This is a genomic window from Martinezella calliandrae, from assembly GCF_030272695.1.
GTDB classification, from domain to species: domain Bacteria; phylum Pseudomonadota; class Alphaproteobacteria; order Rhizobiales; family Rhizobiaceae; genus Rhizobium; species Rhizobium calliandrae.
The window spans coordinates 13,678-39,613 of the sequence record NZ_JARFYN010000061.1; the positions used below are offsets into that span (position 1 = coordinate 13,678).

The following is a 25,936-nucleotide window of genomic DNA, read 5'->3' on the forward strand; positions in this document are numbered from 1 at the left end:
CGAGTTCATCCAAACTTATCGAGGAGATACATCAGAAGAAGAGCAGCCAACGGTAGAAGGGGCCTGAGGTTGATTTCTCGTGGTGGCGGCGGAGCTTGCTTGATGGCCTTTGCCTGTTCAGCTCGTCTCGCTAGACCTCGCCTGCCGTGCTCGTGCGGGGGTCGCTGCGCGGCCCAAACTTGCGAAAGACGCCATTTGAAGCCGTCCGCGCGTTCGTGCCCGATCGCTGCATAGACCTTGCGGTCGTCAGCGCTCCAACCGAATTCCTCGTCATAGGCGAGGATCAATTCTCGGTCCCGCAAATCGACCGGTGCATGGGGAAACGCCGAGGTGCGTTCGCTATACTGCGTGATGTTGCAAAAGCTGTCGATGATCGTTGGCTCCAGAAGCGCACGCATCTGCGTCGGGAGGTCGCTCATCTGCAAGAGGAGATTGTTCCATCCGTCCAAATCGACATAGACGCTGGACATGTTGTGGAGTTTTCCCAATTGGGCAATTAGCGCCGCAAAATCGATAGGAGCGGGTGGGCCATCGTGGCCGCCATTTTCAGCATCGGCGCTTCCGCCCCCAGGGCAATTCTCGCGATTGTCGGGTTCAGTGATTGTATTTTAGAAATTCCGCGGCTGGGCGTTGCAATCCCTGGAAGGCGAGCATTTCCGAATTATTATCAGGTTATGGTTGAAAATTGTTTCTCAATCTTGCTGGCACTTGCGACCAAAATCGGTAGAACAGAATATGTTTGAGAACTTCACATTGGATGCAGAGGCTCCGCGAAGCATCGGATTTGTCTATGACAAGGAAAGGGTGCTTAGGCTGTCCTTCATACTCCTAGTCATTGCGGCGGCGGTCGCCGGCGGTCCCTTTCTTCCAGGCAGACCAGGTCATCCGCCCCTTAGCGCCCTCTTTTGTTGGCCACTCGCGGTCCTCTGCGCGCTTTTCGCAATCAGTTTGCTGTTCAAGGCATTTAGAGGCGAACCAGGCCTGATCATATCGAATGTCGGGATATACATCGAAGCCTATTTCGACGAAACGATCCCATTTCGAGCTGTCCGCAATGTCCGCAGATATCAACGCAAAAGGGTTGATCAGCTAATTGTCGATCTTGATTCCACTGTGGGCAAAACACTGACCAGACGCGGGCTTATGCGGTGGCTTCCTAAAGCTCTTCGATGGCAACAAGCCACAGCCGTTATTTCGTTGACGCTGCTACGGGGTGACCCCGACTGGATATACAGTCGATGTGTTGATTTCCTTGCAAAAGATCGAGAGCAACAAGCGCTAGGAGACAATGGTTTCCCCACAACCGTTGAGGTTGACGATGCGGGGCCAGTTTTTGATCTCAAGGGGCGGCCGATTTTTACCTACGCTCTCATCGCCATTCTGGTTGCTATCTATGTCGCGGAGATCAAATTCGGCGTCGTTCCACCAAAGGACAACGCGCCAAATACCCAGACGCTTTTGGTGCTTGGCGGAACGTTCCGTCAAAGGATCTTTCTATATGGTGAGTGGTGGAGGCTGGTGACGGCCGCACTGTTGCACGGCAATATCATCCATCTCACCTTCAATTGTCTCGCTTTGTGGCGGGCCGGTATCCTGCTGGAACGGCTGATCGGCTGGCGCTGGTATGCGGCGCTTTTTTGCATTAGCGCGATCGGCGGCACTGTGGCATCCCTCTTGATCAACCCTGCCAATATTGTTGGCGTAGGGGCGTCCGGTGGGATCATAGGCCTGTTTGCCGCTGTGATAGTGGCAAGTTTTCATTTCCCATCGGGTCCGTTACCCACGATGTTGAGGCTCGGAGCAATCCAGATCCTCGTACCATCACTGCTTCCCCTCGTCGGCCAAACAGCAGATGGCCTGCAGATCGACTATGCGGCGCATCTTGGCGGAACGATTGCCGGCGGCGCGGTCTCGCTCGCCTTGCTGAAGGCCTGGCCAAACAAACAACTTCATCCTCGCTTCGGCAAGGCAGCGCTTATCGGTAGCGCGGTATTCGCGGCTATCGCCCTGGGGTCTCTGTGGCCCATCAGCCAGCTACGTGCTGGCTACATTGCCGACCCTTTCACGCAATATTTTCAGGGGCAGTATCAACGGGCGGCGGATGATTTCGCGGCGAGGGTAACATTGAACGCGGAAGCTGCACCCTACTATCATTTATGGCGTTTCATCTCCCAGACGCGCGGCGATGACAGCCGAGCAACGAATGAATTGCGCATCGAGGCCGGACAACTGGATCACGGCAAATGGCCCTATCCTGTCTACCAGCTCTTTCTCGGAGAACTGAGGCCCGATGAAGTCATTGCAAAGGCGTCGACCAACGATAGTCTCTGCGAAGCAATCTTCTACGTCGGCGAATGGCACCATTTGCGCAAAGAGATCGACGAGGCGCGTCAGAAATTCAGGGCTGCCGTGTTGTCCTGCCCGACCAACTTTATGGAATATGACGGTGCGAGAGGTGAGCTCACCCTGCTGGAACGGCAATAATTCGGAGATTGCTTAAGCTGTTGCGCCTTCCGGAACCTCTGAGAAACCATAGGCAAGGGCTGCAGCCGTCGGTTCGTTGATGATCCGCCGCACCTTGAGACCGGCCAATCTGCGGGCAGCGATCGTTGCTTTGCGCTGATGCTCGTTGAAATAGGCCGGGACCGAAATGACTACTTCGGTAACTTCATCTTTGAAGAAGGCTTCCGCGTCAGCCTTCAATGACCTCAGCACGAAAGCGGATACTTCCTCTGGCCATAACGACAGATCACCAAGCGTGATGGCGTGGTTGGTGCCCATGTAGCGCTTGAAGGAGGATATTGTCCGTTCTGGATGGGTGGTCAGGCGCTCTTTCGCGGCCTTCCCGACGAACACGCTGCCGACGTCGCCCAAGCCAACGACCGAAGGCGTCAGCATGTCTCCGTTACTCTGTTCCAACAACCGAGTGGCTCCAGCGCCCCTCGCTGAAACGATCAACGGTCTCTACCGAGGTTATCCACTGGCGCGTACCATGGCGGAGCTTCGAGACGGTGGAATTGGACACGCTGGAATGCGTCGATTGGTTCAACCAGCGACGACTTCTGGAGCAAATCGGGAATATTCCGCCAGCCGAAGCCGAGGAGCAGTATTACGCCATGCTGGACGAACCGGCCATAGCTGCATAACTTAAACGAAATGGCCTCCGGCAAATCCGGTGCGGTTCAGTTGGGCCGCGAAGCGGGAACGCGTTTCAGGATTTAGCCGCGTTCGATAGCGATGGTGACGGCGTTATTGACGCTGCAGACACTCCATTCAATGAACTCCGAGTTTGGATCGATGATGGCAATGGTGTTTCGTCGTCCGGCGAACTGCGCATGTCATCTGATCCGGGTCCGTGGGTACTCATCAATGAGACACCGTATAAATATATCCTCACCGAAAAAACTTGCAGCATGTCCGGATCTAGACTATGTCCATTACAAGACAGGAGCGGAGTTATATGCGAAACGCGCAAGAAAGGGAGCAGCAGAGCGGGCAGGGATCGCTAGGCATCGGGACCGAACGATTTGCCCCGGCCAATCGCAAGAGACTAAGCGCGCCAGCTTTGCGGACCTTCCTGGCAATTGCAGATCTATGGGGCCTGACTGAAGAGCAGCGTTTGCTCATACTTGGATATCCATCCCGTTCGACTTATCATAGCTGGGCCAAGCAAGCGCGCGAGCACCGTGTTGTCACGTTGGATGTTGATACTCTCATCCGAATCTCCGCAGTGCTCGGGATCCATCAGGCCCTTGAGATCCTGTTTTCGAGTGAGCGCGCCGGCGTGGAGTGGCTGCGCACGCCTCATCGTGCAACCGTTTTTGGCGGACATCCGCCACTCAGCGTGCTGACAAACGGAACCCAAGATGGATTGATGACCGTGCGTCGCTTTCTGGATGCGGCAAGGGGTGGTGTCTACATGCAACCAAATACCCTGGACCAGGCTTTCACATCCTACGAAGATTCGGATATTGTTTTCCGGTGAGTGATCGTTTCGACAAGGCGCCGCATCCGTCCTACCGGCTGATCCCATCCCAATTTCCGCCTATTGGTCTTTTCGATACCGTTGCGACGCCCGCCGATCTCGAGGCCGTCATGGAGCTTGTTGGCTGGACCAATGACCGGCTCGTCGTGGACCGTATCCGACGGCTTCCTGAGGTCGAGTGGGTCTACGGTGTCGCGAATGCCAGTATCGTCATGGCGGCTTTTCTGCACGTTGCGCCGGGTGGAATGCGATTCAACGCTGCGGATTTGGGCGCCTGGTACGCTGCCGATGATCTCCGCACCGCGGCGGCTGAGGTTGGCCATCACCTTCGGCGCGAGGCCGTCGCGCGCGATGTCGCGACAATGGTGCGCACATATAGATGCTATACGGCCAACCTGCTTGGCGACTACCTCGATCTTCGAGGGCAGCAGGCGTTGCGTTCCGACATCTACGACAGTGCGAGCTACGTGGCTTCGCAAGCGCTTGGCGAGCAAGTCCGCTTGGATGGTGGAGCGGGAATTGTCTATGACAGCCTTCGAAGGAAGGCCGGGGTGAACATCGCCGCTTTGCGGCCACGAAATGTTCACGACGTCACGCAGGCCCATCATTTCGAGATCACCGTTTCGGCCGACGACCGTCGTATCGACGTGCGGAAGCTATCGAATTGAGAGATCGCCGGCCGCCCGCCCAATAAACGCAAGGCTGCGCCACCATAGCTGCTAAACACCAAAAGCAGCCGACCGTCTGCCTCCCAGCCACCCAAAAAGCTAGAAGCTTGACATTCCCGCGTTGCAGGCTAGGAACATTAGCTATGTGCTTATACACGCAGTGCGTGCATAAGTGACGTTGGAAGGCTGTCATGGAACATTATGACGCCTTATACTTTGGCCGAGATGAGCCGCGTCGATCAGTGACGTCAGTCCATCATACGGTCACACCAGACGCTCCTAATCCGCGCGCCCTAGGCCTTGCTTTGCTCCATCGCTAGTTCCGCCGCGAGGCTTTCGCTATCGCGGAAGATCGTGGCGACCGCCAGGATGTGCCCACCGCGCTTGAAGCGCAGGAGGCAGTCCTTTGCGGCGATGTCGCCCTCGACCTCGATTGCGTCCCATCCCTCGGCATGGCCGACATAGTTGATCGGAATGTCGTAATGCTGGCTCCAAAAGAACGGCACATCCGTGAACTTCTGACCGCGTCCGAGCATGTTGAGCGCGGCTGTGGCACCTTGCCTTTGCGCCACCACCCAGTGCTCCACTCTGATATTTGCGCCGCTGCGGGGGTCGGGCCACCGGGCGATATCGCCGGCCGCATATATCCCCGGCACATTGGTCTCAAGATAGGCATCGACCAGGACGCCCCGATCCGTGGCTAGGCCCGCCGCGTCGGCGAGATCGACCCGTGGGCGCACGCCTATGCCGGCAATGACCATGTCGGCGGCGAGACTCCTGCCGCTATTCAGCAGCACCTCGCTTGCGCCGATGCTCGCAGCCGTATCGGCGAGGTGAAAGAGGACGCCATTTCCCTCGTGCAGCGCGCGGATGAAGTCGCCCATCTGAGGGCCAAGAACCCGTTCCATTGGCCTTTCCTCGGGCGCGACCACATGCACTTCGACACCGCGGGTTCGAAGGGACGCGGCAACCTCGAGGCCGATGAAGCTGGCGCCAAGCACGACAGCGGACCGAGCGGTGCTGCTCGCTGCGATAATCCTGCGGCTGTCGGCAAGCGAGCGCAGCGTATGGACATGAGGCTGATCGGCGCCGGGTATGGTCAGACGCACCGGTTCGGCGCCGGTCGCGAGCAGCAATTTGTCGAAGGCGACCCGTTCCCCATCGGCCAGCACGACTTGTCTGGCGCCGACATCGAGGGCGGCGACCTTGGTTCTAAGACGCAGCTCGATGTTGTTCTTGGCATAGAAGGCTTCGCTTCGAAGCGGGATCCAGTCTTCGGGAGCCTTGCCAGCAAGATAGTCCTTCGAGAGGTTGGGACGGTCGACGGGCGGCGCCTCGTCATCGCTGATCATGACGATGGCGCCCTGAAATTGTTCACGCCGCAGTCGCTCGGCCGCGGCAAAACCGGCCGCGCCACCGCCGATGAGGACGATCCTTTCGGGAGACGACCCAGCAGTGCTTTCGCGCGCTACTGGCGACGGCTTTTTGCGCTTCTCGCCAACGAAAATCCTACCGTCTCGCTGCTCGATCGACCAGCAAGCGAGCGGTGATAGCGCAGGCGCGCGCAGGGCTTCGCCCGTCTTAAGGTCGAAGCAGGCGTGATGCCAGGGACAGCGGACGGTATCGTCGGCGACGAGGCCGTCGAAGAGCGGTCCGCCATAGTGCGAACACGTGGCGCCAACCGCTGATATCTCTGCTCCGCGGCGCACCAGGAGGACGGGCTCGCCGTCGCGATGACCGACCAGCTTGCCGCCGTCGGGAAGATCGGTGAGCGCAATGCCGAGGGCCAGATCGGGTCCGCTCGGGTCTGAATGGTTACCGGCCATTTTCTCCTCCCTCGAAGGGCAGCTGCCGGCATCGTCCTTCGCGATGCACGGTTACCCGTCAGGCAGCTTGTCTTGAATTTCCCGCTATTCCGGCTCTCAGGCAAATGAATTTGGTGTCGGTTGGGCGGAATTTGCTGCGATCACGTCAGATGCGACTTGCTCTTTCATCACAAACGAAGCGCATCGGGCGGTCGTCAGAAGTCGGGGCCGCCGCCACATCGTCGATCGTGGACAGGCTGTCGTCCCTCCGGAGGCTGAGATAGATCATCAGCCGCAATGCATAATCGGAATGAACTGTTAGCCGCATGAACAGCCTCCCGGGTCGGTCGCGGCACTGTAGCACCAGGCGGCGGAGCAAACTCCAGCCGCCTGATGCTCGCGCTTCAAGCTGCGAGGTCGTCCGCCGGGCCGAAGAACTCGTAATGGATCCGATCTTGAGGGACACCAGCCTTGGCCAGTCCATTGACGAAGGTCGCGAGAAACGGCTTTGGTCCGCAGAGATAGATGTCGGCATCCTTGAGCGGTGTGTTCTCGGCAAGCCAGTCGAGGGTGACAAATCCTTCCTGGTCGTAGTGAACGCCCTTCCGATCGTCTGAGTTGGGCGCGCGATAGAATATCGCAGACCTCATGCCGTCGCGTCCGAAGGTGAGCTTGCGGACATGTTCACCCATCGCATGGACCTTGCCGTCTTCTGCGCCGTGAACGTAGTAAACATTCGCCACGCTCTCTTTAGCTGCAATGTCTTCCAGCATGCTGACCATCGGCGTCAGGCCGACGCCGCCGCTCAGCAAGACGACCGGCCGCGACGTATTCTCCTTGAGGAAGAAGTCGCCCGCCGGCGGGGCTACCTCAAGCACATCACCCACGGCCAGTTTGTCGTGCAGATAATTCGAAATCAGGCCCGATGGCTCGCGTTTGACGGAAATTCTGTATGTCTTGCCGTTCGGGGCAGAGGAAATGCTGTAGTTGCGGCGGTACTCACCCTTTCCAGTTACCTCGAACCGGAACGTCAGATACTGGCCCGGGCGATGACGGATGACGGGCCGGCCATCTTCCGGCTCTAGGACGAAGGAGGTGATGATGTCGCTCTCCCGACGCTTGTCTGCGATGCGGAAGCGGCGCCAGCCGGCCCATCCGCCTTCAGCAGAGCCCAGCTCTTCATAGACCTGCTTTTCCCTGCCGATGAGGATATCGGCCAGGAACCAGTAGGCCTCTCCCCAGGCGGCGAGGACTTCGTCGGTTGCGGCCTCGCCGAGAACCTGTTTGATGGCGGCGAGCAGGGCGTTTGCGACATGCGGATAATGGTGCTGCTTTATCTGAAGGCCCACGTGTTTTTGCGCGATGCGCTCAACCGCTGGCCCGAGCACTCCAAGGTTGTCGATATTCTGCGCATAGGCGAGGATCGCCTGCGCCAAGGCCTTCGTCTGCCGGCCGCCTTCGCCTTGGTTGGACTGGTTGAAGAGGTTACGAACTTCCTCGTCCTTGAAAAGCAGGACATACATGGCGGCGGTGATTTCCGTGCCACGGGCCGCAAGTGCAGGTACGGTTGCCCGCACGATTGCCTTGGTTGCCGCGCTCAGTTCTCTGGCCATTTCAGGTCTCCATCATATTAATATTAGCGGCATCGATTTATGGCTTGAAACATATATACTCAATATATCTTTTAGCCTTTAGGCTGTCCTGTGCGGTTCTGTCACAGGCGGGTAAAGAGCAAACGGACCCTTGGGATATCGGTTGGTTGGGCTCCTGCCGGCGAGCCGTGAGCCGTGAGCCGGAGGGCAGTCTGTTGCGCGATCAAGCGTGCGACCGGCGGTCGGCCCGAGGCAGACGCGTAAGCCTGGGGGCTCATTGCATCTTCACCGAAGCATCGCAAGGATTGTCGCACTTGCCTCCTGCAATGTCAGGCCGTGATGAAATGCGCCCTGTTCCAGGAAGTTGACGGTCTCCACAACCACGATCGGATTGAACATCATAAACGTATGGGTGGCATGCACGACCAAGTGGTCTAGCGCACCGTCAAGCCGTGTCGACGCGACGGATACCTTTCCATCGTTGGGGCCGTGGATAATCGAATTGAAAACCGGATTGACGGATATGTCGCCTGCGATGATCCCGACGGGATAGTCGGGTTTCGGCAGAAGCTTCGGCACGGCCTCAGCACCGGTTCCGAGTTCGAGGCCCGCCGGGCCGTTGATCCAGGCAAATGGCGGCATGTCACCGAAGATATCGACGATCTCGGAACCGTTGTTAGGTGGGGCGAGCATGACGACCCGTCCCAAATTCTGCGGTCGTGACTGTGCCAACCAGTGGCGAACCAGAATTCCACCCATGGAATGGGTAACGAAATTGACCCGCCGCGGGCCGCAGGCCTCGACGGAGCCTCCGACATAGCGCGCGAGCTCGGCGATCGGCGCGCGTGTCGAAGGGTATGTTCTATTGACGATCAGAAATCCCCGCCGCGCCAACACCTTCTCGATAAGCCAGAACGACCCGCTGCCGCGTGCAAGCCCGTGCACCAATACGACAGATTCCGTTTCTTCTGTTTCGGGGGTCATCGCCATGATGACAAATGCTTAGCCTCCTCGTCCTTCATAACTTTGTTGCGGCGTTTGTTTCGTCGATGTTGAGCCAGCCAATTCCGGCGTTTCGAAACGCTTCTTGAGGGCAGCCAATTGAGCCTCGGACCATCCCTTCACATCCGTCACCGCAACCCAGGCATCGATATAGTGTTGGGGGGCATAGACATGACCGAACCCCATCGGTGTTTTGTTGGCGACGAGCATATCCAGTATCAACTGGAAGCCGGTTATGATCGGATACCATCTAAGTTGCGGCGACACATCAGGTGCGAGCGGCTCTCGCATCCAGTCGGGCGCCTTATAGAAATCATTGACGTTGAAAAAGACAATCGGATCGCTGGCATATTGCAGATAGACGATCCTGATCGGCCCCCAGGGCCGCGACGTCTGCTGTTGCGGAAAGCCGTTCTGGTTCATGAAACGGATCATCCTGCCATCGCGAAACTGCGGCAGCCGCGCGAGCGATCCGGCGTTTCGCTCTTGGGTGACGGTCCGCCAGGTGGGGCTGACAAAAGGCGTACCGCTCCAGAGTGCGCCCTGTATGGGATCGTCCATCATTTCGAAAAGCCGGGCTGATTGCTGCGAGTTCATTGCGCCCAGGCTCAGCCCGTGAAGGTACAATCTCGGCCGCTTGTCCTTCGGTAACGTCGTCCAGTAGCCGTAGATCTGCGAGAACAAGGCTCTTGCCGTCTCGGCGCCATATTCGGACTGGGCAAGTAGCGAAAGCGGACTGCTGAGATAGGAATATTGGACGGCGACGCTTGCGATATCACCATCATGAAGATATTCGACGGGGTCCATGGCGGCGGGGTCGATCCAGCCGGTGCCGGTCGGAGTGATCACGATCAAAAGCGAACGAGAAAAGCCTCCCTGACGCTTCAGCTCCTTAAGCGCCAGCCGCGCTCGGTCCTGAGGCGTGCTTTCCGATTGCTGCCCGACATAGACGCGGATCGGTTCAAGCGCCGGTCTTCCGGTAACGGCACTGATGTCGCTCGCATGCGGACCCGACGAAACGAATTCCCGTCCGGCCCGGCCAAGCTCATTCCAGGCGACAAGTGAACCCGGGTTTCCGGTCCTACCGTTTTCGAGAGGCTGGGGCCGTTCAGGTTCAAGCAGCGCATCATATTGGCGATATGACGCATCGAGCACCTCGAAGGCTGTTCGAGCTAGGACGCCGTTTGCTATCGACCAAAAAAGAAGGGCCGTCACCGAGATCGCCAAGACCATTGCGACGCGTTGGGGTATATGTCGTCGCATCAGTCCATAGAGGATTGTGGCCAGTACTTTTGCCAAACGCCCGAGCGCCAGCAACAACACAAAGGTGAGGACGGCAACCCCCACGATCAGGAAGGGGTTCATGCTGTCGACTTCAGGCATGCCGACGGCGGCCCGAACGGAATTCTGCCAGTTGGTCGATCGCCACAGGGAAATGACGACAAAAGCGAGACTGATCGCCGCCGCCGGGTAGCGCATCAGCGCTTGCGCCCTATTTGGTTGCGGCGGCTCCAGATCTGTCCAAAGCCAGGTGAGGAAGACCCCAAGAGCGTAGCCGATAAAAAAACAGAGCCCGGCCAGAACGCCCTGTGGCAAAAGATCGCGCGGCACCAGCGTCGGCGTCAGCGCCGATGCGAACAGAAGCGCGCCTAACAGCAGGCCGAGCCAGGATAGCGGGCCGAGCCCCACCGCAGCAATATCCGCCCACCATGATTTTCGCGTTGCGACTGTGTTCCCGCTCATGCCCGCCCCAGATCCCCGAACCCGCCTCTAATCCGGAGCCGCGGTGGATTTTTTCTTTGAGGCGATGCTATCGACACCGAAAAACCGGCGCTTGACGCCCTCTCTGACCGTCTGGACGACTATATACAATAACGGGATGAAAAGCAGGCCGACGACGGTGCCGATCAGCAGTCCCCCAAGAACGGTCACGCCAATCGCCCGCCGGCTGCCCGCGCCCGCACCGGTGGCAAGGACCAATGGCAACACGCCAAGCACGGATGCCATCGCGGTCATGAGTACTGGCCTGAAGCGCTGCGACGTTCCTGCGATTGCCGCTTCCATGATGCCGTGGCCTTCTTCCCGGCGCTCCTTGGCGAACTCTACGATGAGGATCGCGTTTTTCGCGGCAAGCCCGATTAGCAACAGCAGGCCGATCTGCGCGTAGATGTTGAGATCGATGCCGCCGATCACGAGAGCTCCCAACGCCCCCAAGACAGCGACCGTCACCGACATCATCACGGCCACAGGCACGCTCCAACTTTCGTACTGGGCAACGAGGAACAGGTAGGTGAAAACGATCCCCATGATCAGGATGGTGACCGTCTGGCCGCCGGCCTGTTTTTCCTGAAGGGCAAGACCCGTCCATTCAAATCCGAAACCCGGTGGAAGCTTTTCGGCTGCGAGCGCCTCCATGGCGCTAAGCGCGCCCCCGGTGCTTGTGCCGGGGGCAGCCTGCCCATTGATCGACGCGGACGGGAAGAGATTGTAACGATTGATGGAATTGGGGCCGTAAACAGTTGAAATGGAAAGCAATCCCTGCAACGGCACGAGGTCCCCGGATTGACTTTGCACTCTTAGCCGCTGAATATCCTCGGTGCGCATTCGGAAATTCGGTTCATCTTGAATGCGAACCTGGTATACGCGCGAAAAAATGTTGAAGTCGTCCACATAGGACGATCCGAGATGCGCTTGCAGTGTGCTGAAGATCGCTGCGGGCGAGACGCCAAAGAGTTCGGCGCGCCTTCTGTCTATATCGAGGTAGATCTGCGGCGCGTTGGCCGAAAACGTGCTGAACACATTGGTCAGGCTCGGGCTTCGGTTTGCCGCGACAATCAGGCCGCGCATCACTTCGGCGAGCTCATCCTCGCTTTGCCCGGCGCGGGCTTGAAGACGAAAATCAAAGCCGCCGGTCGTGCCGAGACCGGGGATTGCCGGCGGGTTGAACGGCACGACGGACGCAGTCGAAATCGCGCCGAACTGAGCGCGCAGCCGGCTCATGAGAGCAAAGACGCTTTGATCGGCTCCGCGCTCGTTCCAGGGTTTGAGCGCCGAAATGACCATGCCGGAATTGGAGCCGCTGGCGCCGATCATGCTCGATCCGGAGATTCCGATCGTATTTGCCACCCCGGGCGTGCGTTGAAGCAAGGAGGTGACGGTCGCAATTGTCTGCTGCGTACGCTCGAGCGAGGCCGAATCGGGCAACTGTACGTTGACAAATAGATAGCCCAGGTCCTCCGCTGGAACAAAGCCCACCGGGAGCACACGATAGAAGCCGTAGATGCCGCACACGATCAAAATAAAGACCGTGGCACTCACGGCAATGCGCCGGGCAAATTGATCCAGCAGGCGTAGGTAGAAACGTCTTGACGCGTCGAGTCCTCGATTGACCCGGTCAAAAATCCGAGCGCGGGTCTCCCTTGCTGGCCGAAGTATCAGAACACAAAGTGCCGGACTGAGCGTCAGGGCATTGATCGTCGAGAAGGTGATCGTGATTAGAATGGTGACCGCAAACTGACGATAGAGCGTGCCGGTGATGCCGGCCAGAAAGGCAACCGGCACGAAGAGTGCGGCCAATACCAGGGTGGTGGCGACGATTGGACCTGTGACCTGGCTCATCGTACGCAGTGTTGCCTCGCGTACGTCGACGCCAGCCTCGGTCATAACACGCTGAACGTTCTCCACCACGATGATAGCGTCGTCCACGACCAGACTGATGGCGAGTATCATGGCGAACATGGTGATCGTGTTCGCCGAGTATCCCATGAGGTAAAGCACGGCGAAGCCGCCCACCAGGGAAACCGGTATCGTCAGCGTGGGGATGACCGTCGCGCGCCAGTCTTGCAGGAAAATGTAGACGACCACCACGACAAGCACGAAGGTAAGCGCCAGCGTAACGAGAATCTCCTCAATCGTCTGTCGAACGAAAGCGGTCGTGTCGAAAACGACCGTGGATGCGACATCGTCGGGAAACTGCGCCGACAATGTTTTCAACTCGCCAAGGACAGCATTCGATACCGCAAGCGCGTTAGCGTCAGCGGATTGATAGACGACGACCGTCGCGCTCGGCTGCCCGTTCAGCGTTGACGCCGTATCATAGGATTCGGCGCCGAGTTCCACCCGGGCAACGTCGCGCAGGCGCACGATCGCGCCATTCTTGTTGGTGCGAATGATGATGTCGCCGAACTCTGCGGGGCTCGTAAGCCGTCCTCTTGCCTGAACGGTCAATTGCAGCTGCTGGCCCGATGTCAATGGAGGCGAGCCTAACTGGCCGGCGGATGCCTGGGCGTTTTGGGCTTGGATGGCGCTGGTCAGGTCGGCGGCCGTCACCCCAAGGGCCTGCATGCGGTCCGGGTTCATCCAGATGCGTATGCTATAGGTTGGGCCAAAAACGCTTGCTTCCCCGACGCCGGGCAGGCGGGCGATCGCATCGCGTATATTGATCATCGCATAATTGCTGAGGAAGACGTCGTCCTTCGTGCCCTTGGGCGAATAGATCGCAAAACCGAGCAACATGCTGGACGAACGGGTGCGGACCGTCACACCGGTTTGGGTGACGGCAGTCGGAAGGCGTGGCGTCGCCATCGCGACGCGATTTTGTACGTTGACCTGGGCGATGGCCGGATCCGTCCCCGGCGCAAACGTCACCGTCAGACTGTAGCCGCCGTTGTTGGTGCTCGAAGACGACATATAAAGCATGTCTTCGACGCCGTTCACCTGATCCTCTATCGGCGCTCCCACGCTCTGCATCATGACGGCGGCATTGGCGCCCGGATAGCTAGCCGTCACCTGGACTTCTGGAGGCGTGATCTGGGGAAATTGGGCGACCGGTATCAGAAGGAGTGCGATGCCTCCCGCGATCATCATGACGATCGCAATGACCATGGCAAAGCGTGGTCTTGCAATGAAGAGCGCGGAAATATTCATTGTACTGAACCGGGTTTTGAGGCCGCTGGGGTCATGGAAGTCACGCTGTTTTCGGTGGGCGATGCTTGCGTGGCTTTGACAGTCAAGCCCTCGGAGACGTTCTGCAGGCCATCGACGATGAGTTTTTCGCCGCCTTTTAGCCCGTCATCAACCACCCAATTTCCACCGACCTCTTCGGAAACCTTTATTCGCCTGAGCTCGACTTGGCTCTTGTCGTTGACCAAAAGGGCGAATTTGCCGTCGCGATCCTGTTGAACTGCGCCCATAGGCACGATCGGGCGCAGCTTCTTTTCGGTTTCCGACACGATGACCGTCACGAACTGGCCTGGAATGAGCAAGGATTGCGGATTGGGAAACAGCGCTCGAATAGCGAGGGTTCCGGTTGCCACATCGATTTCGTTTCCAAAGAATTCGACTTTTCCCTTCTCTGCATAGGCCTGACCATTCGACAGCCGCAGGGTCGGCTCATACCGCTTTGCGAGATCCTCCTTGCTGATATCGCCGGCAGCTGCCCGCAGATCGAGGATCGAGCGGTCGCTGAGGGAGAATACGACGCGGATCGGATCCAATTCGACGATCCGGGCCAGTATCTGCGAACTGCCGCTGATGAAGCTTCCATCCGACAATTCAGCTGCTCCGATGCGTCCATCGATCGGGGAGGTGATCCGGGTATAGCTGAGGTTCAGTTCGGCTTGGCTGACCCGCGTTTGCGCCGACAACAGGTTTGCCTGTCCCGTTTCGACAGCGGTTTGGCTTTGCTCCAATGTGGCGCGCGCGACAGTTTGGCCGCTTAACGATTGGTTGCGTGCGAGCGTGCGCTGCGCATCCGCCAGGCTTGCTTGAGCGCTGGCAAGTGCTGCCTTGGCATCCGCCAGAGATATTTCGAGCGAGCGCCGGTCGATCAGGAAGAGATCCTGATCCTTCTTGACGAGCTGGCCTTCGTCGAAGAGGCGTTTGTCCAGGAAGCCCTCGATCCGCGAGCGGATATCGACGGCATTGACCGCCTCCACGCGTCCGACAAATTCGTGTTTGGGCGAAACGTCCTCGATCGGAACGCTGATGACGCCGACGGTCGGTTCGGCTTGCGCGACCGCTGCCTGCGGGGCAGACATGAAAGCTAGGAGCAATGCAACCAAATAAGCCTGTGGAACGCGACGTCGCACTTTCATCGAACAGTCTCCAACAGAAGCGAGATAGTGTCTCAACTCGAGCGTATGGATTCAGTCATCAGATCAGCGGCATTTGGCAAAGCGTGGGTCAACGCGGAGATAGAACGAGCCAAGGTTTCGTCCAGGGGTAGATATTCTGCTATTGCCTTCCAAATAGCAACCAACCTGCACGTCAGAGGGCATTGTCGTCTTTTGATCTTAAGCTTTGTTGGAAGCGAGCTTTTCGATCAAGTCGTCCTTGCCGGTATTGCTGGAGACGACGGCTTCGATTTCCGTGGCCGCGGTCTTATGCATCCCAGGCACGCAGGCCGCATTTCATGGCTGCGGCGTGTTGCGGTTTAACGGCTGACCATGCTTGAATGTAGCTTTACGAATGCTTGAATGTGACTTTACGAATTTAGGCCTTCGCCTCGTCAGGAAAGTAACAAGCAGCCCGTGATCTTTCTCCCGCCTCATTGACGCTTGCAGCTCGATCGGAGAGACAATGATAAACATCTTGCTGAAGTTACGCTTTATAATTGCGCTCGCCTCCATTGGTGTTATCGCCGCCGCCGGTTTGATGTTCTGGGAGGGTCTTATCACATTATGGCATGCCTACGCCGTTGTCAGAACCGATCCGGACCTTGCCGTGATCGCGGCGGTCATGCGGGCGACGGATAAGCTGTTATTCGCGATTGTGCTTGTTATCTTCGGATGCGCCATTACCCTCGGCTTTCTGATCGAGCCGTCGCCGGAGCGGCGCGCGGCGCTGCCGGCGTGGATGATCATCGACAGCGTCGCCGAGCTCAAAAATCTCTTTATCCAGATGATCATCCTCTATCTGGTGGTTCATTTTGCCACGCTGGTGGCTGAGACGGATGAAATGCTGCAATGGAACGCGCTGGTCTTGCCCATTTCGGTCCTGCTGTTGGCCGCGGCGATGAAGCTGATCGCCGGCGCGCATCCGCACGTGCGTCCGGCAGAGCCACCGTCTGCAGGCAAATAATCCCCTTGTTCGCGCAAGACGGCAGGGATCCTATCTCTTTGCAATTGGCGATTGCGGTAATGTTTGCGATAGAACTGAAAAAAGGCCCGGAGGGAAACCAGGCCTTCTCCCATCTCTGATCGGAGGTCGAATTCAGATCAGATTAGAAGCTACGCTCGAAGCGGAGAATGCCAGCCCACTGATCTTCGCTGATCGAATCCCAGTTGGTGTAGGTAACTTCCGGCTCGATGAGCAGGTTCTTGACCGGCTTCCACTTGACGTTCGTGGTGGCCGAGAAGATCTTCGAGTCGGTGTAGGCGAGCTGCAGGTTCCACTTCAGCTTGTCGTTGATCGGAACGTCAACGCCGCCCCAAACTGCCCAATCGCCCCAGCCGATACCAGAAGCGTCGCCGCCACCGTTCGCGCCAGCGTACTTGTTCAGCTTGTCGCCGTCCGTGTTCCAGCCGCCCATCAAGAAGGCCGAGAAGACGCCGAAGTCAGCATCGACGCGAGCCTTGACAGCGCCTTCTTCGACGATGGAGTCATAACCACCGACGACCTTGAAGGACCATGCACCGGCCTTGTAGCCAGCACCGGCAACGACGTCCGGAGCATAGTGATTCGAGCTGTCTTCGCCGTTAGAGCCGGTTGCGCCCTTACCGGAGTTGGTATCTTCCACCGAGATCACAGCCGTGAAGCCGTTGCCGGCATCATAGTTGTAGGTGATCTGGTTGAGTTCGTACGGGCCGTCATAGACCACGTCGTCGTTGATGACGTCGCCGGCGTAACCGGTGAATACGTTGAACTGCGAGTCTTCCTTACCGACGGTGAAGCCGCCGAGGCTGATGCTGCCGTGAAGGAAGTTCGTGTTCGTCTGGCCGCCTTCCTGCCAATCCCAACGGAGTTCCGTGTTGGTCTTCAGCGGACCCCATTCGGTGTCGCTGGCCGTCTGCAGCTGCAGTTCGGCACGAGTATGCCAGAGTGTGCCACGAACGGCATTCGGGTTGTAGGCGTCGTACCATTCGCCTTCCGTACGAACCTTACCGCCGATCTTGAGGCAGGTTTCGGTGCCCGGAATGAAGAAGTAGCCTGCACCATATGCGTCGCAGATGCGGACGTATTCGAGCGGCTCCGGCTCAGCGGCGACAACAGCGTCAGCGGCGTGAGCACCGGATACTGCTGCCAGAGCAGCAGCGGAGCCGAGAAGAAGGCTCTTGATATTCATTTTTTCTCCAATCTGTGTGCCTGATCGGAACGACCCGAAGACTACCCGGTGCGTTCATTCATCTGGCTGTTCCCTTTTTGGAAGCTACCGAACTTCCGCGGGCAACATAGCCAGAGAAGTACTGTAGCCAACACAATATTTAGGTTATTCCATAAAAACATCTGACATAAATGTGTCATAGATGCAGAAATACATCACAATAATAAGCAACGTCGAATATAAATGCGTGAATTAAGTATTAGAAATATTTGGAACACGTCAGTTATACTGATAATACTTATCAATAGCATCCGTATGATAAAGCGTTATTACCATATAATAAGACGTTATTATTATTTTCCTGTCGAGTTGTCGCGGACATTCATCCTCCAGGCGCGGTGGAAAGCGGCGCAACAGCGACCTTCTCAAGGCGCCGAACGGCCTTGGCGGGACAAATCATCTGACGTCGGAGTTACGGATGGGAGGAGTTCACTCGGCGCCGATCAAAACCAGGCACGGCGAGGCGATTTTACGAATGGGTATGGTCGCATGGGCCGGTTCTCGGGCGACTTTCTCAATGCAAGTCAAAAGATCTGCTGTTTTGCCCAGATCTCTGGCAGCCGTTCTGGCAAGCATATCCTTTGCCAAAGCCACCTGATCTTCTTTTCGGCTGCTCTCCCAATCGGCAAGTGTCGAATCACGGGTTAGTCGAGCGGCCAAAGCCGAAGTCGCGATGAGTGCTGACAGCCCCGCAATGAGCAACATCCGTCCCTTCACCGTGATCTCCTGATACCTGTCAAACCTTTGGGGAGGTGACGGCTTTAATCCAACGCATAAAGCCTAATCGTCCAGCTTACATCTATTGTCTTGCCGCAAATTCAATGCGGCTTCCGTTCTGCCCGAAACCTATGGCTGCGACCAGCGGTATTGCGCCGAGGTCAGCCAGTAAACTTCAGAAAGAAAGGGGGCAAGGTGGCTTTGATCAAAGAAGCCGGTAGCAAGCGCGACATCGGAACGCGGCAAATCGGTATTTGCCCAACATCTCCTCCGCCATCTCGATGCGCCTTTGGGTAAATATGAACGCAGGAAAGCGCCTGATGTGTTTTTGAACGCGCGCGCGAATGATAAACGGAAAGCCCCGCAACCGCCGACAGGTCAGCAAGCTGATTCGCTCGATCAGGTGCTCCTGCGTAGACAGACACGGGCGAATGGCACTGGGCCAATGACCGTCGCGAACGGGCGCACTTCGGGGATCGTCATGGCATTCAGCATATCGAGGCCTAGCGCTGACACGAGACGTCGACGTCGTGATGGGGTCGGTCGCATATAAATATTAAAGCGATGGAGATCGGCTCATACGTCTCGTTGAAGAATCAGCGACATTGGAGAACAAGCACACAGCGATGACCGCCAACAGGAGTGACACGATGAAGCCAGCTCTTCCAGCAATGCTCAGCCTCAATGCAGGCTATGTCGATACCGCCGGCTTCCTGATGCTCCAAGGCCTGTTCACAGCGCATGTGACCGGCAATTTCGTCACCTTCGGGGCCACCGTCGCTCTGGGCACCACGGGCATCGTGGCAAAGTTGTTGGCGTTACCGATGTTCTGTCTCGTCGTCATTGGCTCCAGGTATATGGCGCATGGGCTGGACAATATCGGACTGCAGCCGCTCCGCACGATGCTGGCCCTGAAGCTTTCGCTGCTGATTGCCGGGGCCGTGTTGGCAATCCGTCTCGGCCCTTTTCCCAATGGCGACGCCTGGCCGGCGCTTGTCACCGGCATGGTCTTGGTCTCGGCGATGGCGATCCAGAACGCGGTGCATCGGATTCACATGGCGAGCACTCCGCCGACCACGTTGATGACCGGCACGACGACGCAGATCATGATCGATCTCGCCGACCTTATGCGCGGCGTAGCGCCGGATGCGGCTGGTGTCATCACCTCTCGGCTCACGCGAATGACCGCCAACGTCATCGCTTTTGCGCTCGGTTGCGGGGCAGCCGCACTGGCTTATGTGCTGGTCAAAGATTGGTGTTTTGTCATCCCGCCCGTGATTGCGCTGATCACCATGTTGATGTCAGGCGAACAGAAGAAGACCGACGAAAAAGCATGAGCGAGGCCTTGGCAAATCAAAGGTCGGTTTGCGCGTTCCGAGGTCAGGGCAAAGCTTCGTGGGTCAGAAAATAGAGGTTGCCGCCGAGCTCGGAAACGACGATGCGCCGTTCGTCCCAAACGAGAACGGAGACTGGCCGGGTCAGGCCATCGAGGATGATCTTCCGGTCACCCGTCGCCTTGTCGAGTTTCAGCAACCGGCCGCTACCTTTCTGGAAGCCTTCCTTCTGGTCGAACGTCCCGTGCTCGAGGACAAGCATGCCCCCGTCACTGTCGAAGGCGACACCGACGGGTGCATTCAGTCCTTCGACCTCGGGCTGCGGCTTTGGCGCATCGTCGGCCTCTTGAAGGGAAACGACCTTTCCGCCGCCGGCAAGAAAGGGAAAGCCGCCGAACAACGCGACATAGAGGCGACCGTCGCGAAGGGCGATCCCGGTCGGCACGGCGTCGACATCATAGGTGCCGCCTTCGGCAAACTCGGTAGGCGAAAGGCTGCGCATCGCGGTGGTGGCCGCTGCCAGGCGGCCGAATGTCACCAGCGTGTTTCTCCGGCCGTCCGCCTGTACTCGTTCCACGCTGTTTCGCGCCGAGTCGATCACGTAGTAGCTTCCGCCCGAGATGACCAAATCGAATGGGTTCCAGAAATCGTTGCTGATGATGTGGGCCTCACCATCGCTACCGACTGCAACGAGGGCGTGGTCGAACGCATTGTCGTCGGCATCGACGGGTTTCCAGCCCTCAGCGACGACATAGGCCTCGCCTAAACGCACGACACGATAGGGCCCGGTCGGATCGCCCATCACGTCGGGGCCATGGGGAAATACCGGGCCGAACGGAACTGGCTTACCATCGGGCCCACGCCGATAGAGGCGTCCGCTGCTAAGATCGCTGAAGAGCAAGTCCCCGCCGTCTCTTGATAGGCCGGCGAAGGCCGCGCCCGGCATGTTGAAGGTTTCGAGCCGATAGCCGGGCGAAGCTATCGGCTCCGCACAGGCACCGGCGGGAAGGAAAAGAAGACCTGCGGCAATCGTCAAGGCGCGGAACGGACGCATCGGAAACCACCATTGGCTGAGAAGCGAAAATCGGGATCATAGGCGAGACGATAGGTCGTCGAAAGGTGCTTTGGATCGCTATTCCACGAGCCGCCGCGAAGGACGCGGTAAGACCCGACATTTGCCATCGGCGGCCCACCTTCGTAAGGGGCGAAGAGGTCGCCAGTCCACTCCCAGACATTGCCGACAAGATTGAGGACGCCCTCCGCACTTTTACCAGTGACGAAGGAGTCGGCAGGTGCGGTCATGGGATAGCCGTCGCGATCATCGGCAGAGCAGCAGGTATCACTCCCCGAGTTTGCCCGCGTATAGTCCGCCGGAGCGTCGCCCCATGGATAACGGCTGCCCTTCGTACCCCGCGCTGCCCTCTCATATTGCTGCTCGGAAGGAAGAGCCAGGCCATAATAACGGCAAAAGGCATCGGCGTCTGACCAGCTTACCCCGACGACCGGATGATCGTCCAATCCGAGGATCGGGTGATCTGCGTAGAAAGCCGGTCGATGACCGGTGGATTTGACGAAACTCCGATATTGCTGGTTGGTGACCTCGGTGCGATTGATCGCGAAGGCTTGGCCTTCCAACACGCGCCGTGGACGTTCGTTTTCGGGGCCGTCATCATTGCCGAAGACGAATTGACCGGCGGGAATCTCGATCAGCGGATTTCCGGCGATTGGGCCGGCATCGCTGGCTGCCGCGCGCGACGAAAGGGTGATTGCCAGCGCCACCGCAAGCAGGCTAGAAATTGATGCGAAGCTCAGTCTCTCCATCGAACAAAAACACCCGATCCCTAGCAATCTTGATAGCAATTTCTTGATCGATTTGACCGGCGAAACTCTTGTCGGCGCGCAGGGTCATCAGCCGCCCTCCCAACCGGACGCTGACAAGCGTGTTCTCGCCGGTAAGTTCCACCGAATAGATCGGCGCAACCAGATTGACGTCGCTTTCTTCGGTTGCGGCCACGTGGACGTCTTCCGGACGGACGCCGAGGACTGTGTTTGCGTGGGTCGCCCGCCCAATACCCCTGAGGGTCAGCCCGTCACTGACGAATTGACCGTCGCTCACTGCTCCCGGAATGAGGTTCATCGGCGGCGAGCCGATAAATCCGGCAACGAAGAGAGTGCGGGGGTCGCTATAGATTTCCCGGGGCGTTCCAAGCTGTTCGATGACGCCCTTGTTCATGACGGCCACACGATGAGCAAGCGTCATTGCCTCTATCTGGTCATGGGTAACGTATATGGTCGTGACCTGCAGCTCGTGCTGGAGGTGTTTCAGTTCGGTCCGCATCTGGGTGCGGAGCTTGGCATCGAGATTGGAGAGCGGCTCGTCCATCAAAAAGACCCGCGGGATGCGCACGATTGCTCGGGCAAGTGCTACGCGTTGGCGCTGGCCACCGGAAAGTTCCTTCGGCAGCCGCGACAGCATGGTTTCGAGTTCCACGCGCCGGGCGACCTCGAGGATGCGTCGCTTGCGTTCTTCGGGCGGCACTTTGCGGATCTTCAGCGGATATCCGATGTTATCCTCGACGGTCAGATGTGGGTACAAGGCGTAGGACTGGAAGACCATTGCGACGTCGCGATATTTCGGCAGAACACCGTTGATGCGGTCGGCATCGATAAAGATGTCGCCCGAGCTCGCCTCCTCGAGACCGGCGATCATGCGCATGGTGGTCGTCTTGCCGCAGCCGGACGGGCCGAGCAGAACGAGAAACTCCTTGTCCTTGATTTCGAGGTTGAAGTTGGCCACGGCGACGAATTCGCCGAACTTCTTGTAAACGTTGCTGAACGTGACGGACGCCATGGATTTTAGCCTTTGACCGCGCCGAGCGACAGTCCCCGCACAAGGTGCTTCTGGACGATCAGTGCAAAGATGATGATCGGGACGCTGGCAAGGAAGCCGGCGGCGCTGATCTCGCCCCAATGAGTCGTGTACTGGGTTACGCGGCCGGAAATGCCAACCGGCAGCGTCATTGAGCGCTCCGTCTGGGTAAGGATCAGCGCGAGCAGGAATTCATTCCAGGAAAGGATCAGGCTGAAAATCGCCGTTGCGGCTATGCCGGGCCGCGCCAGCGGCAGGGCGATCCGGACAAAGGCGCCCCAGCGCGTGTCGCCATCGACCATGGCGGACTCCTCAAGCTCGGGTGGGAGATCCTGGAAGTAGCTCTTCATCATCCAGGTGACGAAGGGCAGGTTAAAAGCGGTATAGGCAACGACAACGGCGAGTTTGGTGTTCAGCAGGTGAAAAAAGTTGAAGAAGATAAACAAGGGGATGATCGTCGCGATCGGCGGCATCATGCGGGTCGACAGGATCCAAAACGATATCTGGTAGCGCCATCGGCCCGGATATTCGAAGCGGGCAAGGGCGTAGCCGGCCATGGTACCGAATATTAAGGAAACGATCGTCGTCGCCGCGGCGATGACAAAACTGTTAAGCGCGTAGATCAGGAACGGCTGGCCAATGAAGGCCGCCTCATAGTGCTTGAGGGTCGGCGAAAAATCGAACCACACCGGCGGTACGGCAAAGATGTCGATGTCGAGCTTGAACGAATTCTGGGCGAGCCAGTAGACGGGAAAGATGGTGATGGCGAGCGCGAATGTCATCCCCAGATAGGCGAGCATCCGGACTATCCCTTCACCGGTTCGATGCCATGGGCGCCTTGCCATCCGGTCCTCTTAATCCGCCAGCCGCAACCGCTTGATGAACCAGGTGCTGAAGCCGACGGTTACGAACAGCACCACCAGCGAAACTGCCGCGGCATAGCCAATATCGACGAATGTGAACGCGACCTTGAAAATATAGAGGCTGAGCGTCTCGGTTGCTCCGGCTGGCCCCCCTACGGTCAGAATGAACACCAGATCGAACAGTCTCAGCGCATCCATGATCCGCAGGAGCAAGGCGATCGCGATCACGGGCTTGAGAAAGGGTATGGTCAAGTCCCAGAACTGGCGCCAAGCCGAGGCGCCATCGACTTGAGCGGCTTCGTAGGGTTCGGTCGGCAGGCTTGCGAGCCCGGCCAACATCAGAAGAAAAATGAACGGCGTCCACTCCCAGACATCGGCTGCGATGATCGTCGCCATGGCGAGGTTGACATCGCCAGCCCATGCCTGGGCGGGCAATCCAAGGCGGTACATCAACTCGTTGAGGACGCCGAACTGCGGCTGATAGATAAGCTTCCACGTCAGTGCGACGGCAATCGGTGGAATCATCATCGGGACCAGCAGGATTGTCTTGAGGAAATTCAGCTGGCGAATGAACTTATCGAAGAGCAGCGCAAGGCCGAGGCCGAGGAGAAATTCCAGCGTCACCGCGCTGAAGGTGAAGACCACCGTGTTCTTGATGGCGATGTGAAGTTCCGGATCGCTGAGCATCCGCACGAAATTGCCGAGGCCGATGAACTCGCGGGGGACACTGGGATCGGGGCTAATTCTCTGCACTGCCGCGGTGAACATGTAAATGGTCGGAAACAGCGTCAGCCCGGCGAGTAGCACAAGAGTGGGCGCGAGCATGAGGATCTTAAGGTGACGCTCTGTCCATTGTTCCAGGCCGCCGCCCGGTCGAAGTGGCAGGGCCAACATGTCAGTTGCGGACCTCACCATCAGCCCCTCCTGCGCGCTCCTCTGCGGGCGCAATTGCCATCGCCCTTCGCAGGCGGGGTTCTGCACCCCGCCCACTTTCTTCTTCATGGTTCCCTGATCGGGAACGACGGACAATTCATGCCCTCGATCGACATGGTCTAGCGGCTGTCATGCGTTCAAATGGACGCATGCCGCGTTAGTACATGTTCGTAATCTTAGAGATCGATTCCTGCGCGTTCTTCAGGGCCTCGTCCGGTGTGATCGTGCCGGCAACCGCCTTGGAGAGCTCGATGCCAAGTGCGTTCTCGATCTCAGGCCACTTTGGATGGCGCGGCCGCGGCGTCGAGAAGTTGATCGCCTGCATCAATATCGGGTAATGCCTAAATTGCGGCTGCGACGTCAATTCGGGATCCGTAAACACCGAGAAGCGGACCGGCGGATTGCCGCGCTTGGCGGAAATCTTCATCTGCTCGGGCGATGTGGCCCACATCATGAAGTCGAAGGCTTCCTGCTTGTTTTTCGAAGCCGACATTATGCCCATGGTCCAATGCCCGATTTCCGATGAGCCGGCATGTGTGCCTGCGGGCATCGGCGCATAGGAGATCTTGCCGACAACTTGGCTCTGGCTCGGATCCTCGAAGGTGGCGACCCAGTTCGGCCAATTGATCGACGAGGCGGCGATACCCGACGTCATGGCGCGGCCGACGTCCTCGGGTGCGAAGCTCTCGACGCCCTTCGGCGAGATCGACTTCAGCGTCATGAACATCGTCATCGCGTCCTTGGCTTCCTTGGTGTCGAGCGTCACCTTGGTACGGTCGGCATTAAAGAGATTGGCGCCGTATGACCACAGGATCGGCATGAAATCGGCTACGACGTTATTGCCCTGTCCGCCACGGAACACATAACCGTAGTATCGTCCTGCGCCGGCATCGGTGATTGCCTTGGCTGCCTTATAGACATCGTCCCAGGTTGCGGGCTGGCCTTTGAGGCCTGCTTGAGCAAACTTGGCGCTATCGTAAAAGAACATTTGTGCATTGCCGACATAGGGAATGCAGACGAACGGACCCTTATTGTACGGGTTGCGGCAAACCGCCAGCGACTTGGCCAGGAAATCATTGTCGGGGCCTGGAACCCCAAGCTTGGCGAAATAGCTGGTGAGATCCTCGAGATGGCCATTCTCGGCAAAGAATGGGATCCATGGGTCGTCCATCAGCACGATATCGAACGCGCCCGATTTCGTCTGGCCGGCATTGGCTGCCTTCTCGAAGACATTGGCATAGGGGGCCTGGACGATCTCGACCTTGGTGCCCTTCAATTTGCCGTAGTCGGCGGCTGCGGCCCTCAAACCGTCGCCCTCGCTGCCCGAGGGTACGAGCATCGTGATGTCGGCCCATGCATTTCCGTTGATTGCAAATGTGGACGCCGCAATCGCCAAGGTCAGAAACAAGTTGCGAAGCATTGTGCACCTCCCACGCGATCGGCGCGCGGCCAAGTAAAATGCCGCGCGCCTCCTCCATGAAATCGCGTTTTTTTAAAAAAAATATTCTAACACATCAGGCGTTTAATGCGGAGATGTATATTAGAATTACCTGAATATAATCCCTGGGCAGCCTATGCCAAGCTTCTGCGCTCAAAGAGCCCACTGCGGCCTATCAGGCGACAGGTGGCGGTCTACTCTCCCCATGCCGAGGGTTGTTCCTCATCGCTGTGAGGCGTCGTTCCGGCGGGATGCCGGAGGTGGCTCGACCACGCAAAATTCCACATCGGCTCAATGATCGGCATGCCAAGTCGGGTAGGAACGGTGCATTACTGCACCATTCCCCCCTAAGAACCGTGCGTGCGAGTTTCCCCGCACACGGCTCAAGCCTCTGCAAAGCCCCGTTT

Annotated in this window: 23 protein-coding genes and 1 pseudogene; 7 read left to right on the plus strand and 17 right to left on the minus strand. The window is 58.0% G+C overall.

Annotated elements, in window-relative coordinates:
* Positions 1 to 5 precede the first annotated feature (5 nt).
* Positions 6 to 470: a hypothetical protein gene (locus PY650_RS30355; protein WP_285883528.1), complete on the minus strand. Its 465-nt coding sequence runs from the start codon at positions 468 to 470 to the stop codon at positions 6 to 8.
* A gap of 160 nt (positions 471 to 630) precedes the next feature.
* Here PY650_RS30355 and PY650_RS30360 point away from each other — a divergent pair, with 160 nt between their 5' ends.
* Positions 631 to 2,484, plus strand: a complete 1,854-nt coding sequence (locus tag PY650_RS30360) for a rhomboid family intramembrane serine protease (protein ID WP_285883529.1) — start codon at positions 631 to 633, stop codon at positions 2,482 to 2,484.
* 12 nt (positions 2,485 to 2,496) lie between these two features.
* Here the strand turns inward: PY650_RS30360 and PY650_RS30365 are convergent, their stop codons facing one another.
* The gene (locus PY650_RS30365) at positions 2,497 to 2,958 is read right to left on the minus strand and encodes an Hsp70 family protein (protein ID WP_285883530.1); all 462 of its coding nucleotides are present in this window, start codon (positions 2,956 to 2,958) and stop codon (positions 2,497 to 2,499) included.
* Between PY650_RS30365 and PY650_RS30370 the strand changes: the two are divergent.
* The 4 genes and pseudogenes from PY650_RS30370 to PY650_RS30380 all read left to right on the plus strand — a co-directional run.
* Positions 2,942 to 3,146 (plus strand): annotated as a pseudogene (locus PY650_RS30370) (IS3 family transposase); the annotation flags it as partial. The gene PY650_RS30365 and the pseudogene PY650_RS30370 sit on opposite strands and share 17 nt — an antisense overlap.
* Positions 3,147 to 3,170: 24 nt before the next feature.
* Positions 3,171 to 3,509, plus strand: coding sequence for an SPM autocatalytic domain-containing protein (locus PY650_RS37705; protein WP_490390934.1), 339 nt, complete (start codon positions 3,171 to 3,173; stop codon positions 3,507 to 3,509).
* Positions 3,461 to 3,985, plus strand: coding sequence for an MbcA/ParS/Xre antitoxin family protein (locus tag PY650_RS30375; protein WP_285883531.1), 525 nt, complete (start codon positions 3,461 to 3,463; stop codon positions 3,983 to 3,985). Before PY650_RS37705 ends, PY650_RS30375 begins: the two co-directional genes overlap by 49 nt.
* A complete protein-coding gene (locus tag PY650_RS30380) occupies positions 3,982 to 4,653 on the plus strand; it encodes an RES family NAD+ phosphorylase (RefSeq protein ID WP_285883532.1) in 672 nt (223 codons plus the stop codon). The genes PY650_RS30375 and PY650_RS30380 overlap by 4 nt, the downstream gene beginning before the upstream one ends.
* A gap of 293 nt (positions 4,654 to 4,946) precedes the next feature.
* On the opposite strand, the gene PY650_RS30385 is transcribed toward PY650_RS30380, so the two are convergent.
* The 7 genes from PY650_RS30385 to PY650_RS30415 form a co-directional block, all read right to left on the minus strand.
* Positions 4,947 to 6,479 carry an FAD-dependent oxidoreductase gene (locus PY650_RS30385; RefSeq protein WP_285883533.1) on the minus strand — a complete coding sequence of 511 codons (1,533 nt, stop codon included), beginning with the start codon at positions 6,477 to 6,479 and terminating at the stop codon, positions 4,947 to 4,949.
* Positions 6,480 to 6,624: 145 nt separating this feature from the next.
* Complete coding sequence (locus PY650_RS30390) at positions 6,625 to 6,786, minus strand: hypothetical protein (RefSeq protein WP_285883534.1); 162 nt, start codon at positions 6,784 to 6,786, stop codon at positions 6,625 to 6,627.
* Between the two features lie 76 nt (positions 6,787 to 6,862).
* Entirely contained in the window at positions 6,863 to 8,071 is a 1,209-nt protein-coding gene (hmpA, locus tag PY650_RS30395) for an NO-inducible flavohemoprotein (RefSeq protein WP_285883535.1), read from the minus strand.
* Positions 8,072 to 8,335: 264 nt separating this feature from the next.
* Positions 8,336 to 9,040 (minus strand): alpha/beta fold hydrolase, encoded by a 705-nt coding sequence (locus PY650_RS30400; protein WP_285883536.1) that lies wholly within the window; start codon positions 9,038 to 9,040, stop codon positions 8,336 to 8,338.
* Between the two features lie 12 nt (positions 9,041 to 9,052).
* Positions 9,053 to 10,795, minus strand: a complete 1,743-nt coding sequence (locus PY650_RS30405) for an alpha/beta hydrolase (RefSeq protein ID WP_285883537.1) — start codon at positions 10,793 to 10,795, stop codon at positions 9,053 to 9,055.
* Positions 10,796 to 10,822: 27 nt separating this feature from the next.
* Entirely contained in the window at positions 10,823 to 13,978 is a 3,156-nt protein-coding gene (locus PY650_RS30410; protein WP_285883538.1) for an efflux RND transporter permease subunit, read from the minus strand.
* On the minus strand, positions 13,975 to 15,147 hold the full coding sequence (locus tag PY650_RS30415) for an efflux RND transporter periplasmic adaptor subunit (protein WP_432761601.1): 1,173 nt from the start codon (positions 15,145 to 15,147) through the stop codon (positions 13,975 to 13,977). Before PY650_RS30415 ends, PY650_RS30410 begins: the two co-directional genes overlap by 4 nt.
* Positions 15,148 to 15,631: 484 nt before the next feature.
* Here PY650_RS30415 and PY650_RS30420 point away from each other — a divergent pair, with 484 nt between their 5' ends.
* On the plus strand, positions 15,632 to 16,132 hold the full coding sequence (locus PY650_RS30420) for a YqhA family protein (protein WP_285883539.1): 501 nt from the start codon (positions 15,632 to 15,634) through the stop codon (positions 16,130 to 16,132).
* A gap of 142 nt (positions 16,133 to 16,274) precedes the next feature.
* On the opposite strand, the gene PY650_RS30425 is transcribed toward PY650_RS30420, so the two are convergent.
* Positions 16,275 to 17,336 carry a porin gene (locus PY650_RS30425; protein WP_285883541.1) on the minus strand — a complete coding sequence of 354 codons (1,062 nt, stop codon included), beginning with the start codon at positions 17,334 to 17,336 and terminating at the stop codon, positions 16,275 to 16,277.
* Positions 17,337 to 17,804: 468 nt separating this feature from the next.
* Positions 17,805 to 18,092: a hypothetical protein gene (locus tag PY650_RS30430; protein ID WP_285883542.1), complete on the minus strand. Its 288-nt coding sequence runs from the start codon at positions 18,090 to 18,092 to the stop codon at positions 17,805 to 17,807.
* A 650-nt stretch (positions 18,093 to 18,742) separates the two neighbouring features.
* Here PY650_RS30430 and PY650_RS30435 point away from each other — a divergent pair.
* Positions 18,743 to 19,429 carry a YoaK family protein gene (locus PY650_RS30435; RefSeq protein ID WP_285883543.1) on the plus strand — a complete coding sequence of 229 codons (687 nt, stop codon included), beginning with the start codon at positions 18,743 to 18,745 and terminating at the stop codon, positions 19,427 to 19,429.
* A 43-nt stretch (positions 19,430 to 19,472) separates the two neighbouring features.
* Here PY650_RS30435 and PY650_RS30440 read toward each other — a convergent pair whose 3' ends face one another.
* The 6 genes from PY650_RS30440 to PY650_RS30465 form a co-directional block, all read right to left on the minus strand.
* The gene (locus tag PY650_RS30440; RefSeq protein WP_285883544.1) at positions 19,473 to 20,480 is read right to left on the minus strand and encodes a ScyD/ScyE family protein; all 1,008 of its coding nucleotides are present in this window, start codon (positions 20,478 to 20,480) and stop codon (positions 19,473 to 19,475) included.
* Positions 20,459 to 21,247 (minus strand): formylglycine-generating enzyme family protein, encoded by a 789-nt coding sequence (locus PY650_RS30445; protein ID WP_285883545.1) that lies wholly within the window; start codon positions 21,245 to 21,247, stop codon positions 20,459 to 20,461. Before PY650_RS30445 ends, PY650_RS30440 begins: the two co-directional genes overlap by 22 nt.
* Positions 21,216 to 22,277 carry an ABC transporter ATP-binding protein gene (locus PY650_RS30450; RefSeq protein WP_285883546.1) on the minus strand — a complete coding sequence of 354 codons (1,062 nt, stop codon included), beginning with the start codon at positions 22,275 to 22,277 and terminating at the stop codon, positions 21,216 to 21,218. Before PY650_RS30450 ends, PY650_RS30445 begins: the two co-directional genes overlap by 32 nt.
* Positions 22,278 to 22,282: 5 nt before the next feature.
* Complete coding sequence (locus tag PY650_RS30455; protein WP_285883547.1) at positions 22,283 to 23,095, minus strand: carbohydrate ABC transporter permease; 813 nt, start codon at positions 23,093 to 23,095, stop codon at positions 22,283 to 22,285.
* 54 nt (positions 23,096 to 23,149) lie between these two features.
* A complete protein-coding gene (locus PY650_RS30460; protein WP_285883548.1) occupies positions 23,150 to 24,073 on the minus strand; it encodes a carbohydrate ABC transporter permease in 924 nt (307 codons plus the stop codon).
* Between the two features lie 175 nt (positions 24,074 to 24,248).
* The gene (locus PY650_RS30465) at positions 24,249 to 25,511 is read right to left on the minus strand and encodes an ABC transporter substrate-binding protein (protein ID WP_285883549.1); all 1,263 of its coding nucleotides are present in this window, start codon (positions 25,509 to 25,511) and stop codon (positions 24,249 to 24,251) included.
* Positions 25,512 to 25,936 lie beyond the last annotated feature (425 nt).